Genomic DNA, 17,159 nt, shown 5'->3' with positions numbered 1-17,159 from the left:
CATGGAAGATGCTTTGCCGAGGATCATCGGTCTGCTGCGGCAGGCGCATGAGCACCTTGCATCCGATCTTCATATTTCGGTCGGTTCTCCGCCTGTACTGCGGGTGAACGGCATCCTTCGGCCGCTGGGCGAAGAGGCCGTGACGGGCGGCGACTCGCAAGCGATGGCCGCGGCGCTGCTGACGACCGGGCAGCGGGAGCGCCTCGAAGCGAACGGAGAGGTTGATTTCTCCTATGAGCTGGAGGGCTGCGCGCGGTACCGGATCAATGCATACCGTCAACGGGGCAAGGTCAGCATCGCGATCCGCACGATCAAGGCGGCCGTTCCATCGTTGCGGGAGCTGCAGCTGCCGGCTGTCATCGAACAGCTGACGGGCAAGCATCAAGGGCTTGTGCTCGTGACCGGCCCGACGGGCAGCGGCAAGTCGTCGACGCTCGCGGCGATGATCGATCATATCAATCGCACGCAGAAGCGCCATATCGTGACGCTGGAGGATCCGATCGAGTTCCTGCACGAGCATCTCTCGTCTGTCATAGACCAGCGTGAAGTAGGTAGCGATACGAGGAGCTTCAGCGATGGCCTGCGGGCAGCGCTTCGGCAGGACCCCGATGTCATACTGGTCGGGGAAATGAGGGATTTGGAGACGATATCCGCTGCCGTAACGGCCGCGGAGACGGGACATCTTGTGTTCGCGACGCTGCATACGACGGATGCGCCGCAGACGGTCGACCGCATTATCGATGCGTTTCCCGCGCATCAGCAGGGTCAGATTCGGATGCAGCTGGCGGCTGTACTGCTCGCCGTCGTCTCACAGCGGTTGCTACCGCGGCCAGGTGGGCAAGGCCGGGCTTGCGCGACGGAGATTCTGATCAACACGCCGGCCGTTGCGAACCTGATTCGTACGGAGAAGGTGCATCAGATCAAGAGCATCATGCAGACGGGCCGAGCCCACGGGATGCACACGCTCGACGCGGCGCTTCGCGAGCTGATGGCCCAAGGCCAGGTCGATCCGGCTGCGGCCAGGCCGTACTTAAGCGAGGTGGCCGGCTAATGGCGCAATTCGCGTATCACGTCAAGACAAGCGGAGGCAAGCAGCTGCGCGGCAAGATGTCCGCGATGGACAAGTCCATGGCTGTCGAAGAGCTGCGTAAGCGGGGTCTTGTCGTCCTCTCGCTCGATGAGCAGCGAAACACGATTCTGTCGATGGACATTTACATCGGTAACCCGGTGAAGATGCAGCATTTTATTATCTTCTGCCGGCAGTTCGCGACGCTAATCCGCGCGGGCGTAACGATTCTCGATGCTACGGGCATCCTGGCCCAGCAGACGGAGAGCAAGCCGTTGAAGAAAGCGCTCGTCGACGTGCATTCGAGCCTGCTGCGGGGCAGCGCGTTCTCGCAGGCAGTGCAGGAGCATAAGCGGATTTTTCCTTCCATGTTCACGAGCATGATCCGAGCAGGCGAAGAATCCGGTGACATCGAAGGCACGTTGGAACGGTTGGCGGTGTTCTTCGAGAAGCAGCATATGACGAGGGAGAAGATCAAGTCGGCGTTGACGTATCCGGCGGTCGTCGGGATCTTGGCGCTCTTGGCCGTGGTGTACTTGCTGAAAGCAGTCGTGCCGCAATTCGTCGATATGTTTAAGTCGATGGATGCTAAGCTACCGGCGATTACGAGGATTGTTATGGCGGCCAGCTCGAGCATTCAGAACCAGTGGTATGTTTGGTTGTTAGCGGTTATCGCGCTGCTTGTTACGATCTTCGTCATGCGGCGATCGGAGAAAGGCTCGTACGTATTGGCTTATGTGATGCTGCGACTGCCGATATTCGGCAAACTTCAACAGAAGGGCATTATCGCTCAGATGTCGAGGACGCTGTCTTCACTCTATGCCAGCTCCGTACCGATGCTTCAGTCGCTCGCGATCGTGGAAGAGGTAGTCGGCAATAAAGTCGTCGGGCGAGTCGTTCGGCGTGCCGGGGACTCCTTGCGGCAGGGTAATCCGCTGTCGGATCCCTTGAAGAAATCTTGGGTGTTTCCGCCGTTGGTGACTCAAATGATTTCTATTGGCGAAGAGACCGGATCGCTTGACGTCATGCTAGCGAAAATCGCCGATTTCTACGAGATGGACGTCGAGAATACGGTGGATCGGTTGAAGTCGCTCATTGAACCACTGCTGCTGGTGTTCCTGGCCGGCATGGTGGGGACGATCGTGGCGGCGATCATGCTGCCGATGTTCAGCTTGTACACGCAGCTGGGATAATCATGAAAGAAGACCATAAGCAGGCTAAGCCTGATTTGGTATAGATCGAAAATATATATAGAGGAGATGGGTGCAATGTTTGCAACTGCTATGAAACGTTATAGAAAGAATGAGAAGGGTTTTACGCTGATTGAGTTGCTTGCGGTTATCGTTATCTTGGGTATTATTGCTGCGATTGCAGTGCCGATGATTCTTGGGGCGATTAATAAGTCGAAGACGGATTCGGATATCGCTACCGAACGGCAAATTTATGAGGCGGCGCGTCTCTATGTAACGACTGAATTGAACGGTGATTTTTCAAAAGCAGGAGCATCAACTCCAATCCAAATCATAAGTGATACGGCTAGTGATGTTACTTTAGTTAGTAAAAATTATTTACAAGAGGATTTGAAAATTCAAGATAAGGCATACAAGGGTGCAATCATATCAGGAACAGTCACATTCGATGACAAAGGTTCATTGGTATCCATGACAATTTCCACAGGAACTAAGGCTTCCCCAGTGAATGTTCCTGTTGATGTATCCAAATTAAAATAACCCTCCAAGGAACCGGACCCTAGTTCCGGTTCCTTTCTCTATCACCCCACAGAAAGTAGACCTGCCCTATGACGCTGGCCATCTCGCTCTACCTGTTCGTCGTCGGACTCGTCTGCGGCTCGTTCTTTAACGTGGTCGGCCTGCGGGTGCCGGCCAAGAAGTCGATCGTGCATCCGCCGTCCAGCTGTACGAGCTGCGGCACGCGGCTGGCGAAGCGGGACCTCGTCCCGGTCTTCAGCTGGCTGCTGGCCCGGGGGCAGTGCCGCCATTGCGGCGCGGGCGTCTCGATTGTGTACCCGCTCGGCGAGCTAGTAACAGGGCTGCTGTTCGCGGCCGCCTACCTGCGCTTCGGGCTGAGCTTAGAGTTAATAGCTAGCCTATTGCTCGTCAGCCTGGCGGTGATCATCACCGTATCCGACCTGGCCTACATGCTCATTCCGAACCGCGTGCTGCTCTTCTTCCTGCCGCTCCTCGCGGTGGCGAGATTGCTCCATCATGAGCAGCCATTATGGCATTATGCGCTTGGCGCGATGCTTGGCGGCGGCGTGCTGCTGCTGGTGCATATCGTGTCGCGCGGCGGCATGGGCATCGGCGACATCAAGCTGTTCGCCGTCTGCGGACTTGCCGTCGGCACCCTCGACATCGGCGTGGCGCTCCTGCTCGCCTGCTTCGCGGGGACGCTGGTTGGCGGCGCGCTGCTGCTGCTGCGTCTCGTACAACGCAAACAACCGATTCCGTTCGGGCCGTTCCTCGTCTCCGGCACGCTTGCCGCCTACTTCTTCGGCGATGCGCTCGTCAACGGATATTTGACTCTATTACCTTAGTCGGGATGTGATTAGCCGTGTTAACCTTGGGCACCAAAACGATCGGCCTGACCATCGACGGCACCGGCATCCGTTATGCTTCGCTGCGCAAGCGCAAGACGTGGGAACTTGAACGGTCCGGCTTCCTGCCGCTGGCGGAAGGCCTAATCATCGATGACGGCATCGCGAACTCGGCGGCGGTCGAAGCGGCGCTGCGACAATGGGTGCGAAGCGAGAAGCTGACGGGCGCGTCCGTGAACCTGGCTGTGCCGACCTCGCAGATCATCGTCCGCAAGCTGCGGATTCCGACGACGAGCGCGAAGGAGCTGAAGCCGCTCATCGAGCTGGAGGTCGAGACGACGCTGCATCTGCCGTTCGAGGATCCCGTCTTCGATTACGTGACGATCGGCCGGGACGAAGAGACGACGCAAGTGCTGATCTTCGCCGCGCCGCGCAAATGGATACGCACCTCCGTTCACGCACTGGAGGACGCAGGGCTGAAGGTCAAGAGCATCAGCCTGCCTGCGGCGGCGCTGGCCAAGACGATGTTTCCGCAGACGGAAAAGGCGAGCGAGACGATGCTCGTCCATATCGGCGACGCTACGCTGGAAATCTTCATGTTCCACGAAGGCAGTCCGATCTTTATGCGCGCCATCAATCTCGCGGAGATGGGTGAGCATGAAGCGGGCAACCTGAGCGATGGCCAGACGAACGAGCTGATCGCCGAGATTTCGCGGATTTTGAACTTTTATCAATTCGGTCTGCACGAAGGAGCGTCCCGCATCGTTCGGGCGGTCGTCGCCGGCGCGCCTGCGCCGCGCCGGAAGCTGATCGCGGCGCTCAGCGAAGCGCAGCCGGATATTGCGTTCAGCGAAGCGGCGGGCCGGCTGTTCAGCAGCGGCCGAGGGCTGACCGACGGCAATATCGGCTACCTGGTCCCGACGGGATTGGCGATGCCGAACGATCGAGCGGCTTTTCAAATCAATTTGCTGCCTAGAATAGACCGGGAGGCGAAGGTGTTTCCGGTCATCATTCTCGGCGCAGCGGCGCTGCTGCTCCTGCTTATCGTGTTGTCCGGCTACTTGTTTGCGACGGACCGAATTACGTTCTCGGACAACAAGCAGGTGCTGCAGAAGCTCGATGACAGCCTTGCGTTATTGCAAAACGATCTAAGCTCTAGCAAAGGCGAAGCGGGTCCCTCTGATCCATTGAAGGAAATCGAGGCGATCAAAGCGCAGCAGACCGACGTCGTGAAGATTCTGAAGGAACTGGATGCCAAGCTGCCGAATAACGCTCAGATTATGTCGGTCGGTTACGCTTCGGGAAGCCGCATCGAGATCGGCGCGGGCTTCGTGGCGATGAAGGATGCCTCTCGCTACTTGTTCGATCTTCGTAAAATGTCGTTTGCGGAAACGACGAGCCTGCGAAGCCTCTCCAAAATGGAGGTCACGGCGAAGGTGCAGAACAACGGCAGCATGCTGGTCAACAAGCCGTACTCGGCGGCCTTCTCGATCAAGATCAAGCACGCGCAGGAAGGAGAAAGCGATGGAGCAGCTCAATAAAAACCGTTCGGTTACCCTGCTCGTGCTGGCCATCCTGTTCCTCGTGCTGTTCGCCGTCTACGTCTATGCGGTCAAGCCTGCGTCGAGCGACCTGAACGACCAGGAAGAGCGCATCTCGACGTTGAACCAGCAGCGCACGCTGCTGCAGAAGAAGCTGAACGAGAAGCAGACGCAGACGGCCTCCTATTCCGAGAACGACATGCAGACTGCGCTCCCGCTCTGGGACAATACGGAGCAGCTGCTGCTGGACGTGCAAGGGATCGAGGAGACGACGGGCGCGGAGACGATGTCGCTGGCTTTTAACGGAGGGGACGATGACGCTTCGTCAGCCGACGGTGCTGCCGCGGCGGATAGCGGAGACGATCAGTCCGATGCTGCCAAAGCGCTCGACCCCAGCATCAAGCGGTTGAAAACGTCGGCCGTCGTCAAAGGAACCTACAAGGAAGTGCTGGATTACGTGGATGCCCTGCAGAAGCTGAAGCGGCTCATTACGGTCGATAATTTGGACATTTCCAGATCGGGCACGGATGCCTCCGCCGAGATCCAGATCAACCTTGCTTTTACGGCGTATTTCGACCCGTCGTACAAGCCGCTCGTGCAGGAAACCTTGCAGCCGTACAACGACTAAACGAAGACGTATTACAGAGGCCGGCTTCCAGAAGCTGGCCTTTTTTGTTACCTATGAATTGCGCGACGTCTGAACTTTCCCCCGTCGACCCGGCGGCGGGATTTTTGTATCTCCGATCCCCGTCCTAAGCAATCGAAGAGGCGCGAGAATCCCGCAAGCCAGGCAAGACAGTTACAGTGTGCACATTTCCAGTCGCACAATGGACACTTGCGCAAGAGGATCATGTTAGAATGCAACTATAAGAGAAAGCGCTATCATCTTGGTTGATCCAGAAAGGAGGCAAGGCAGCATGCCCAAGGCAAAACAGAATCTACTGTCCAACGCGGCCGTGCCTGTGCACGAGCAGTTACCCCCGGTATATGGGAAGCAGATGATGGAGCCGTATAAGCCGAAGCATGGTTTGAGGCACAGAATCCTGCAGCACAAAACGCTCTATCTGCTGTTTATTCCCGTATTCGCCTATTTCGTCCTCTTCAAATACTGGCCGATCGCGATGGCCTGGATTGTGGCATTCAAGGAGCTGCAGCTCGGCTCGGGCATCTTCGACAGTCCCTGGGTCGGCCTGCAAAATTTCCGCGACATCTTCGGTTCTCCCGATATTCCGAACGTCATCCGAAATACGATAGAGATCAGTTTGCTCCGGCTCCTATTCGGTTTCTTCCCGCCAATCCTGCTGGCGATCATGTTCCACGACATGGTGACGCGAAGGCTGAAGAAGTGGCTGCAAACGTTCGTATACATCCCGCATTTCTTCTCCTGGGTCATCGTGTTCGGCGTCGTCTTCGGATTCTTCTCCGTCGGTGCCGGCTTCGTCAATAACATACTCGACGCGCTGGGCTTCGCCCGGCACGAGTTCTTGCTTGACGCGGATTGGTTCCGGCCGATTCTGATCGGCTCCGCGCTCTGGAAAGAGGTGGGTTGGAGCACGATCATCTATCTGGCCGCGCTCGCGACCGTCGATGCCCAGCTCTACGAGGCCGCGGTGCTGGACGGCGCAGGACCGCTGAAGCGGATTCGCTATATTACGCTGCCAAGCATCATGCCGGTCGTGACGTTCGTGCTGTGCATCAATCTCGGCTTCCTTCTGAATGCCGGAGGCGAGCAGGTGCTGCTGTTCTACAATGACGCGGTCATGGATCGGGCGGATATCATCGATACATGGGTGTACCGCGAAGGGCTGGCCCGTCTGCAGTTCAGCATTGCCGCAGCCGTGGGGCTGTTCCAGTCCGTCATCGGGCTTGCGCTCGTCGTTATCTGCAACGCCTTCGCGAAGAAGATATCCGGCCGAGGAATTTGGTAAGGGAGGCAAGGAGCGTCTATGATTCATTCGAAAGCAGATCGTATCTACCAGATCGTCATTCATATCATCGTGATCGCGATCGTCGTTTCGGCGATCTTCCCCTTAATTTACGTGCTCGGCATGTCGCTGACAGGCCAAAGCGAGATGATGGAACGCAACTATTTCGTCATTATCCCGCATGAGCCGACGTTGTCCTCCTATGAGCGGATCCTCTCATCGCCGCTGATCTGGAAGTCCTTCGTCGTCTCGGTATTCCGAAGCGCCGCGGGCACGCTGCTGATGCTGGTGCTTACCGTCGTCGGCGCCTATGTCCTGTCCGTTCGGACGCTGCCGGGAAGAAGCGTCATGCTGTTCCTGGTGCTCGGCACCATCCTGTTCAATGCAGGCCTCATCCCGACGTACCTGGTCGTCAAGAAGCTGGGCTTCGTCGATTCGATCTGGGTGTTGATTCTCTTGTACCTGGTCGACAGCTTCGGCTTGCTCGTCATCAAGATTTTCATCGAAAATTTGCCGGACGGCCTGATCGAGGCCGGTAAAATCGACGGAGCCGGCGATATCCAAATGCTGCTTCGCGTCGTCGTTCCGCTGGCGGCCCCCGCGCTCGCCGCAATCGGCCTGTTCAGCATCGTCTTCCATTGGAACAGCTGGTTCGACGCGATGGTCTATCTGAACAATGCGTCGCTCTTCCCGATGCAGCTTATCCTGAAGAACATGCTGACTGCCGCATCCGGCGACATGATGTCGACTTTCCTCAGCAATACGGCCGGCGTGACGCCGGAATCGATGAAGATGGCAACGGTTATCGTAGGTACGCTGCCGATCTTGCTCGTCTACCCGTTCCTGCAAAAGCATTTCGTGAAAGGCGTCTATCTGGGCGCGGTGAAAGGGTAAACGAGACTCGCAAGCAATTCTCGCGAGTTGTGCTATAAGTGATACTAGAAGTGATGCTATAAGTGATGCTGGCAAGCGATTCTCTCAAGCGACTCTCGTAAATCGCAGGGCTTAAATTCGTTGCATAGGAAGCACCGCGGGCTTCTTGGCATAGCATGATCCATTTCATGAATGTAAAGGGGATGCCACATGATTCGAAAGACTTCGACTGCGGCCTTATCGCTGCTGCTCTTGTTATCCGTCGGGCTCGCCGCCTGCAGCAACAACGGCGGCAACGACAACAATACGACGAATAATAAGACGGATAACGCTGCTTCCGGAACCAACAATGATGGAACTAACGCAGGCGGAAACAACGCCGCGACAAACGATGGCGCCAAGCCGGCCGACCTCGCCTATCCGGAGAAATTCCCGGACGTGCCGAAGGCCGTCGACTACGACGCCAGCTATGCGTACGACGACATGAGCAAGCACTATAACGTGGATATCATGCTGAACGGCTTCGTCAACCAGCCGGCTACGCAGGATTTGATCAAGGATTTCTACGAGAAGACGTTCAATATCACGCTGACCTTCACGCACTTGGTTCGCGACGATCTCGTCAACAAGACGAATGTGCGATTCGCTTCCGGCTCCGCGCCTGACGTTGTCGCCTTCGGCAGCTCGGACGACCGTTCCGTGGCGCAGGCGCTGTTCAAGCAGAAGCAGCTGCTCGACGCAACGGAAATGCTGCCGTACATGCCGCAGATGATGACGTACGTCACGCAGGAATACAAGAACTGGGCTACTGATAACGGCAGCATGGTAGGCATTCCGCGCCTGCCGACGTTCCCGGACGTATGGGGCAACTTCATTCGCCAGGATTGGCTGAAGAAGCTCGGGATGGAGACGCCGAAGACGCCGGATGAATTGTTCGCCTATGCCAAAGCGGTCACGACGCAGGATCCGGACGGCAACGGCAAAGCCGACACGTATTTCATGGGTGCGGCAGGCGGAGGTCAAGGCTGGGGCATGCTCGGCGGCCTGATGGATATGTTCGGCCATCGCAGCTGGAACGTGAAGGACGGCAAAATCAACAATCCGATGCTGGACGGAACGACGAAGAACTACCTGACCTTCCTGAAGAAGCTGAACGACGAGAAGCTGCTGGCACCGGACTGGTACACCATCCAATGGGAACCGTTCAAGGCGTACACGATGCAGAACAAAATCGGCATGGTCAACTACCCGGGCTGGAACCTGCTTCAGGAACAATTCTCCGCATCGAAGGGCGACGCGGCGACGATCGAGAACTGGGCGCCGGTGCCTCCGATGAGCGCGACCGGCGAAGAAGGCAAGCTGGGACCCGGCGGAGCGCCCGGCGGCATCTACATCTTCTCCAAGAAGCTGGAAGACGACCAAGGCAAGCTGAAGCGGATCGCGCACTTCCTCGATGCCGTGCAATACCCGAACAAATACTACTGGGTCGGCAATCAAGGCGGCGGTCCGGAAATTTGGCCGGACTATACGAAGGTCGTCAAGGACGAAGCGGCTGGTACGTACTACTACGATTCCGATATGGTGAAGCTGCAGAACGACATGAAGCCCGAGCTTAAGGGCATGATGGATTGGCAGTCGGTCGCGTACACGCTGATCTGGGAGAAGCACAAGTACGCTCCCGAAGTGCCTTATAATGAACCGGGAGATAAGTACCAAGATATCGTCAGAGCGTATCCGCGGCAAACGAATTACGATATGCTGCTGAATCTGCCCGGCGCAACCGTCAACAAGCTGAGCGACTTCACCAAGAAGAACGAGATCGCCTTCGTGCTCGGCAATCGCGATTTCGCGGATTGGGATAAGTACGTCGAGGAGTGGAAAAAAGCCGGCGGCCAAGAGCTGATCGACGCTGCTGCCGAGCAACTGAAGGTAGAGAAGCCTTAACCGGCAGAACCGCACTTGGCTCGACCCCGTATTCTCGAGTGAGCTTGGCCATTCGTTTCCCTATGCACCTCATTCTTCGTCGTGGCAGATGAAGGATGGGGTGTATAATGATGTCAGGCACTCGAGGAGACAAGGGGGGAGAACCGGAATGTTAAGCGAGCGCATCGGCGCGAGGACGAAGCTGCTGGTATGGTTGATTTTGCCGAGCATCGTGCTGCAGGCGGTCATGATCCTTCTGACCCAGCATAATACGGCCAATTACTTGCGCGACACCCAGGATACGGCGCTCAGAGGAATGGTCGCGCAGTCCGTCAAGCTGATGGAGAACCAGATGAACGATCTGGTGCTTAACGTTCTCGGCATCGAGGACGACATCAAGAGCGAGGACAGGACGCCGGCTAATCTGATCAACACGATGGAAGCCGTGGCGCATACGAGACCCGAGGTGATTCGCGGACTTGTGTACGTGCCGAATGACGAAGCGATCGTCGGCTACCCTGAATATTTCTGGAACAGCTTCGGGCAGAAGGAGCTGGCCATTATCAAGGCGCAAACGAATCGCTCCCAGAATGAGGTCGTCTGGTCGGAGCCGTTTCGCTCGACTCTGGCGTCGACGGGAACGAACAGCCTCGTCAGCATCGTCACGAAGCAGCTGTTCGACGATGACGGCAGGCCGCGCGGCGTATTGGCGTTCGTTACCGACGTCATGAACATCGTGGAGCGAAGCGCGGCGTTCGCCGGCAGCTACGATACGAGCACGCTGCTGTATGATCGGAAGGATGCCCTGATCTACTCCATGACGATCGTCGCGCAAAACAATATGGAAATGGTATCTTACCAGCAGCAAGAGTTGAAAACGCTGTCTTCGGCTGAAAAGCATTTCGAACGCAATCATCAATATTACGTCGTATCCGCCATGAGCCAGGTGCCGTATTGGCGCGTCGTCGTCGTCGGGGACGTGAAGAAGCTCGAGGATAATTATCGTCCTGTCGTCCGTTTCGCCATGATCGCGCTGATGATCGGGCTGATCGGCTTGATCGGGATTTACGTCGGCGTATCTTGGTGGTTCACGCGTCCGATCATGGCATTGACCCGAGGCATCCGCAAAGTGGCCCGCGGTCATCTGAACCACAGCTTCGAGGTTACCCGGAGGGACGAATTCGGCGAGATGGCCCGGGAAATCAACCGGATGCTGCGAACGATCCAGGAGCTGATCGCTTCGCTGGAAGAGAAGGAACAGCAGAAGCGGAAGGCCGATTTTCAGGCGCTGCTCTCGCAGATCAACCCGCACTTTCTGTACAATACGCTGAATACGATCGATATTATGGTGGATATCAGCAGCAAGCCGGATATTCATAGGGTCATGAGCGTGCTCATCAGGCTGCTCAAATACGGGCTCGACCGAACGATGGATTTACGGCCGCTCAAGCAGGAAATCAATTACGTGAACGATTATTTGACGATCCAATCCGTCCGCTACGAGGGTCAGTTCCTCTTCTCGGTCGACGTGCCCGCCGAAGAGCTCGGACGCATTCCCGTACTGAAGCTGGTGCTGCAGCCGTTGGTCGAGAATGCCGTCTTCCACGGCCTCCGTCCCTTGACCGACCGCCAAGGCATGCTCAGCGTCGCATCGAGGCGCGAAGGCGAAGATCTTCTTATCGCCATTACGGACAACGGCGTAGGCATGTCGGAAGAGCGAATCGCGCAGCTCATGAAAGGCAAGCTCGAGGAGAATGACACGGAGGATCAAGGCGCTTACCATATCGGATTCCGCAACGTACATGAGCGCATCCAGTTGTATTACGGGCCTGGATACGGCTTGCAGGTGCAAAGCCGCCCAGGATACGGGACGACGATTACGGTGAGATTGCGAATCGTGCAGGAGGAGGAAGCATATGTCGGAGGCACTTAAGCTGCTGCTGGTCGATGACGAGCCGCTTGCGCTTCGCAGGATCAAGAGCTTCAATCTTCGCAGCCACGGCTTCGAGATCGTGGGCGAGGCATCGAACGGCCAGCAGGCATTGGCTTGCTTGGAGCGGCAAAACGTCGATATCGTCATCACGGACATCGGCATGCCGGTCATGAACGGGCTGGAGCTGTTGAAATGCCTGCAGACGCAGGCGGCGCCGCCCAAGGTCGTGCTGCTTACCTGTTACGAGGATTTCGAGAAGGTGCAAACGGCGCTCCGCTACGGCGCGCAGGATTATGTCACCAAGGTGCTGCTCAGCGAGCAGGAGCTGGTCGACGTATTGATGCGCGCGGCCGACTCGCTGCGCGGCGACGAACCGCAATCGGAGGCGGCCGAAACGCCGGCGCCGCAGACGGATCCGCCGGTGGCGGCTGGCGTGAAGAGAAGCGAGATCAAGGAAGCGCTTCTTGTCATCGAACAGAACTTCGCGACGATCGACCTCGTCGAAACGGCCAGGCGCGTCAATCTCAGTCCGAGCTGGTTTGCGTCGTTGTTTCGCTGCGAGACCGGAGAGAGCTTCCACGGTTATGTCACGGCGACTCGTCTTCGGGAAGCCATGCGGCTGCTTCGGACGACCGACTACAAGGTGTATGAGGTGGCGGAGCATGTAGGGATTCCGAATTACCGCTATTTCTCCCGCTTGTTTGCGGAGCATACGGGCGTGACGCCGTTGGTTTATAGGAAGAACGGGCAGGAATAATGACGGAATTGGTTAGGCTGGAAAGGCGGCAAACGTGCGAGGAACAAGCCGGAACAGGTAGGGCAATCCTATCCGTTCCGGCTTGTTTTTATTTATATATAGATTGTATACATTGTGCATATTATCTTATAGACAGCGCTTTCTTGCCGTGCTATATTGCGGAGTGAAGCGAATGCCTTTGTCTGGCAAGATAAAATAATAGCGTCATAGCATCAATGTATTTTCGGATCAAAGCGTATGGGAATCATCGCTATTCGGCTTGCTACTATAATTCGTGCGGAGGGAATAACATGTCGATCAAGACTTCTTTGCCATGGCTGAGCGTCAGCGAGAATCGCCGTTATTTGGTGACGGAGGACGGGGCGCCGTTCTTCTGGCTTGGCGACACGGCCTGGGAATTGTTTCACCGTTCGACGCGGGAGGATGCGGACCACTATCTGGCCAATCGCGCGGAACGAGGCTATACGGTCATTCAGGCGGTCGGCCTTGCGGAATACGGCGGCTTGACGCTGCCGAATCCGTACGGCAGATGTCCGCTGCACAAGGTCCAAGGCGTCTATGATCCGGCATCTCCGGACGTCGATGCGGAACCGGGCGGGTATACCTACTGGGATCATGTCGATTATATCGTGGACAAAGCGGCCGAGATGGGTTTGTACATCGCGCTGCTGCCGACATGGGGCGACAAATACCATATTGCCTGGGGCGAGGGACCGGATATCTTCACCCCGGAGAATGCGAGAGCCTACGGCCGCTGGCTGGGCGAACGCTACCGCGACCGTTCCAATATCATTTGGGTGCTGGGCGGCGACCGGGCGCTCGTGGAGCACCGGCATTTTCAAATCGTCGGCGCGATGGCCGAGGGGCTTGCGGATGGGGATGGCGGACGCCATCTGCGCGGCTTCCATCCGCAGGGCGGACAGTCGTCCTCCAAGCATGTGCATGACGAGGCATGGCTGGATTTCAACATGATTCAATCCAGCCACGGCCATGCCGAGCGGGATAATTACAAGCTGGTCGCCGCCGATTACGCGCGCACGCCGATCAAGCCGACGCTGGAATCCGAGCCTTGTTACGAGGACCACCCGCGGGGGATGAATCCGGCCAACGGTTATTTCGACCAGGCGGACGTGCGCAAATCCGCGTATTACGGCGTGTTGTCCGGCGGCTTCGGCATTACGTACGGGCATCACTGCGTCTGGTCGATGAACGCGGAATCGAACCGCACGTTCATTATGTCGTGGCGCAATGCCATCTTGCGTCCCGGCGCGGCGCAAATGCAGCATGTCCGCGCGCTGGCGGAATCGCGTCCGATGCTGGAGCGCGTGCCGGATCAAGAACTCATCGCGTCCAACGAGGACGGCTCCAACTATGCGGTCGCGGCCAAGGGCGAGCGGCATGCGTTCCTCTATTCCCCGAACGGACTGGCGCTGTCGGTAGCCATGGGCCGTATCGCGGGCAGCGAAGTGGCGGCGTCCTGGTTCGATCCGCGGACAGGGGAGACGACGGCGATCGGTACGTTCCCGAACGAAGGCAAGACGACGTTCCTGCCTCCTATCGCCGGCAGGGGCAACGACTGGGTGCTCGTGCTGGATTCGATCTAGGGGCAGCCGAAGAACGAAGAACGAAGAACGAAGAACGAAGAACGAAGAACGAAGAACGAAGGTTGGGAAACGAAAGCATGCTGCGATCGCGCGAAGCGAGGATTGAACATGCGGCTTCGTTGAGTCAGGTCGACATAAAGGAGTCATGGAAACGATGAGGGTGCTCATTATCGGAGGAACCGGCACGATCAGCACGGCGATGACGGAGCAGCTGCTTGCGCGCGGAGATATGGACGTATGGCATTATAACCGCGGAAGCCGGCAGGCGCCGGAAGGGGTGCGGACCTTGACCGGGGACAGGCGGGATTTCGCGCGGTTCGAGGCGCAGATGGCGGAAGCGGGACGGTTCGACTGCGTCATCGACATGGTCGGCTTCCGGCCGGACGAAGCGGAAAGCGCGGTTCGCGCGTTCGCGGGACGTGCCGGTCAGTATATCTACTGCAGCACGGTTGACGTTTACACGAAGCGGGCGGAGCGTTATCCGGTCGCCGAGGACGGGGAACGTGACGCGCTGCCTTCGTTCCCGTATGCCTATAACAAGGTGCTGAGCGAAAATATTTTGCTGCAGGCTCATCATCCGCGGCATTTCCCGGTCACGATTTTCCGTCCGGCGCAAACCTACGGCGGAAGCGGGTCCGCCGTCGCTTCCCTTGGCGACGGCGTCAGCCATATGAAGCGGCTGCGGGAAGGACGTCCCGTCATCGTCCACGGCGACGGGATGTCGATCTGGTCGGCCTGCCACCGCGACGATGTCGCGCGGGCGTTCGTCCAGGCAATCGGCAACGAGGCGACGTTCGGTCAGGCGTATAACGTGACCGGCGAGGAATGGATGCGCTACGACTTCTATTGGGAGACGGTTGCCCGGGCGCTTGGGGCGCCTGCGCCTGTGCTCGTGCACATCCCGACGGACCTGCTGAGCGCGCTGCTGCCGAAGCGGGCGGAATGGTGCGCGGAGAACTTCCGGTATAACAATATCTTCGATAACTCCGCAGCCAGGCGCGATTTGGATTTTCGGTATACGGTCACGTGGGACCAGGGCATCCGCGGCGTCATCGCGGAGCTGGACCGTACCGGCGCGATCGAGGCGGCAGCCGAACAGCCGTGGTACGACGAGCTGCTGGCCGCATGGGCCGAGGCGGGACGGGGCATGGCCGAACGGATGGCCGGCTTGGACGGATAGGCGGAGAAATTCGGGATGGCCGGCAAAATAACGGGATGAACAACCGGCGAAATTCGAATGAACTTCGAACAATCTCGGATGGACAATCGAACAAGTTGGGATGAACAATCGAACAATCTCGGATGAACAATTGAACAAATTGGGATGAACAATCGAACAAGTTAGGATGAACAACCGAAGAAATCCCGGAAGCGGCGAACGCTTTCGGGTTTTTGTATGGGAAAACCATCTCAATTTGCCCCGGATGTCATGGTATAATTTAGGCAAAAAGTTGAGGGGTCTCTATGGCGAACTTTAATCGGCTGATCGTCCCGTTCCTGCTTATCCTCTTGTTGGCAGCATGCCGCGATTCGTCCGCGCCGCAGTCCGAGACGGAGCAGCCGTCGGCTTCTCGGAAGGTCATTGATGAGGGATCCGCGGCGTTACCGACTTCGATCGATCCACCACCTTCATCGAACGGAACGGGTCAGCAAGACATACCGGCCGATGCCATCGCTCCCGCAAATGCCGCCGCGCCGGATGAGCTTCAAGTGATTACCGACATCGCCGGCTGGGACCACCCGACCAAGGCAATGCTGCAGGACGAGCCGTTCTATCTTTCCCGAGTCGAGCTGTCGCAGGACGCGACCTACCCGGCTTTCTATGTTCAATATCCCGCCGCATCGGATTTAAAGGATCATGCGCTCTTGTGGCATGCGCTCTCGCAGCTTGCCGAGGCGAACGGGTATTGGGATTACAAGTTGGTCAACGACCGGGATGGCGTCACGGTCGAGGTCGCATGCGATCGAACAGCGAAAACCGTCTCCGCGGTGAAGGTCAACGGAGTTAATTATCCGCCGGACGGCTCATCCCCGGAACAGGCCGGACCGAAGGTGCCGCAGCCCTTCTTGGATTTCATGGCGGAGCAGCATCCGCTGTCCGGGTCGAGCATGATCGGATTTTTCCAGCAGGCCGACCTGAACGGGGATGGGGAGCAGGAAGCGGTACTGGGCGTTCGCACCGAAGAGGGGGAGTACGGCACGTATGACGGGATTTATTTTCTTAAGCAGGTTAAAAATCGCGTCGTTCAACTCGGCGAGCCGCTGTCCGGGTCCGGCTACGGCGTGTACGAGATTCAGCTGGTGCATCTGTCGGATCGGGAAGAGCCCGTCGTGGAGACGAAACTGACGAACGGCGTCTCGCTGGAAGGATTTGCGCTGACGGCGCTGAAGGGCAATGAACCCGTTCAACTGACCGACAGTGCTTCGCCAACCGGCGTCGGCGAGGATGCCTTGGTCGATGCGGATCAGGACGGGGCTTATGACGGGTACGTCCAGCATCGAACCAGCTACGATGTATTGTATTACGACGTGACGCGCATGTTCGCGCTCCACGAGGGAGTGTTCGTGCAGACGGCCGTGAAGGTGGAGATACCGGACTACCCTGCGGATGCCAAGGATGTGGTGACGGACTATTTCACGCTGAAGGCGCTCGTCCAGTACGATGATGCGCCGGAGGTGCGGCAGCGGCTCAAGGAGCTTTGTCCGGCGTGCACGGCGGAGCAGACGAAGCTGGTTAGCGGCGTTTGGAACGATGCCTTTCACGGGTCGAGCGGGATCGCGGAGGATCTGTTCGATATCGACGTAATGGAAACGGCGGCATCCAAGGAAGCAGCGGGCTCGGCGACTGTCCGCATGACCTATCAGGCGGACGGATCTCCGACGTACCGGCTGGACATTCACCTGACCAAGTCGGACGGCAAGTGGGTGATGGACAGCATCAAGAAGCCGGCGTCCAAGTGACGGCAGGCGGGCTGGCGCTTAT

The 17,159-nt window shown here is 57.6% G+C and carries 14 protein-coding genes; all 14 read left to right on the top strand.

The window, feature by feature from the left end:
* Position 1: 1 nt before the first annotated feature.
* The 14 genes from AC0YNU_RS18940 (at position 2) to AC0YNU_RS18875 (ending at position 17,137) form a co-directional block, all read left to right on the top strand.
* Positions 2-1,051 (top strand): type IV pilus twitching motility protein PilT, encoded by a 1,050-nt coding sequence (locus AC0YNU_RS18940; RefSeq protein WP_475759416.1) that lies wholly within the window; start codon positions 2-4, stop codon positions 1,049-1,051.
* Positions 1,051-2,259, top strand: coding sequence for a type II secretion system F family protein (locus AC0YNU_RS18935; RefSeq protein WP_475759414.1), 1,209 nt, complete (start codon positions 1,051-1,053; stop codon positions 2,257-2,259). The genes AC0YNU_RS18940 and AC0YNU_RS18935 overlap by 1 nt, the downstream gene beginning before the upstream one ends.
* 75 nt (positions 2,260-2,334) lie before the next feature.
* Positions 2,335-2,796: a type II secretion system protein gene (locus tag AC0YNU_RS18930; protein WP_475759412.1), complete on the top strand. Its 462-nt coding sequence runs from the start codon at positions 2,335-2,337 to the stop codon at positions 2,794-2,796.
* 68 nt (positions 2,797-2,864) lie between these two features.
* Positions 2,865-3,620 (top strand): prepilin peptidase, encoded by a 756-nt coding sequence (locus tag AC0YNU_RS18925; RefSeq protein ID WP_475759410.1) that lies wholly within the window; start codon positions 2,865-2,867, stop codon positions 3,618-3,620.
* Positions 3,621-3,637: 17 nt separating this feature from the next.
* Positions 3,638-5,161 (top strand): type IV pilus biogenesis protein PilM, encoded by a 1,524-nt coding sequence (gene pilM, locus AC0YNU_RS18920; protein WP_475759408.1) that lies wholly within the window; start codon positions 3,638-3,640, stop codon positions 5,159-5,161.
* Entirely contained in the window at positions 5,145-5,789 is a 645-nt protein-coding gene (gene pilO / locus AC0YNU_RS18915; protein WP_475759406.1) for a type 4a pilus biogenesis protein PilO, read from the top strand. The genes pilM and pilO overlap by 17 nt, the downstream gene beginning before the upstream one ends.
* 289 nt (positions 5,790-6,078) lie before the next feature.
* Positions 6,079-7,089 carry an ABC transporter permease gene (locus AC0YNU_RS18910; RefSeq protein WP_475759403.1) on the top strand — a complete coding sequence of 337 codons (1,011 nt, stop codon included), beginning with the start codon at positions 6,079-6,081 and terminating at the stop codon, positions 7,087-7,089.
* A gap of 18 nt (positions 7,090-7,107) precedes the next feature.
* A complete protein-coding gene (locus AC0YNU_RS18905; RefSeq protein WP_475759401.1) occupies positions 7,108-7,980 on the top strand; it encodes a carbohydrate ABC transporter permease in 873 nt (290 codons plus the stop codon).
* A 189-nt stretch (positions 7,981-8,169) separates the two neighbouring features.
* A complete protein-coding gene (locus AC0YNU_RS18900; protein WP_475759399.1) occupies positions 8,170-9,903 on the top strand; it encodes a type 2 periplasmic-binding domain-containing protein in 1,734 nt (577 codons plus the stop codon).
* 148 nt (positions 9,904-10,051) lie between these two features.
* Entirely contained in the window at positions 10,052-11,815 is a 1,764-nt protein-coding gene (locus AC0YNU_RS18895) for a cache domain-containing sensor histidine kinase (protein ID WP_475759397.1), read from the top strand.
* Positions 11,799-12,572, top strand: a complete 774-nt coding sequence (locus tag AC0YNU_RS18890; RefSeq protein ID WP_475759395.1) for a response regulator transcription factor — start codon at positions 11,799-11,801, stop codon at positions 12,570-12,572. Before AC0YNU_RS18895 ends, AC0YNU_RS18890 begins: the two co-directional genes overlap by 17 nt.
* A gap of 290 nt (positions 12,573-12,862) precedes the next feature.
* The gene (locus AC0YNU_RS18885) at positions 12,863-14,176 is read left to right on the top strand and encodes a glycoside hydrolase family 140 protein (RefSeq protein WP_475759393.1); all 1,314 of its coding nucleotides are present in this window, start codon (positions 12,863-12,865) and stop codon (positions 14,174-14,176) included.
* 154 nt (positions 14,177-14,330) lie between these two features.
* Positions 14,331-15,356, top strand: coding sequence for an NAD-dependent epimerase/dehydratase family protein (locus AC0YNU_RS18880; RefSeq protein WP_475759391.1), 1,026 nt, complete (start codon positions 14,331-14,333; stop codon positions 15,354-15,356).
* Positions 15,357-15,640: 284 nt separating this feature from the next.
* Positions 15,641-17,137, top strand: a complete 1,497-nt coding sequence (locus tag AC0YNU_RS18875) for a hypothetical protein (RefSeq protein WP_475759389.1) — start codon at positions 15,641-15,643, stop codon at positions 17,135-17,137.
* Positions 17,138-17,159: the final 22 nt, after the last annotated feature.

The sequence above is a fragment of the Paenibacillus sp. J31P316 genome (assembly GCF_056269105.1).
This window is presented reverse-complemented; position numbering and strand designations above follow the sequence as displayed.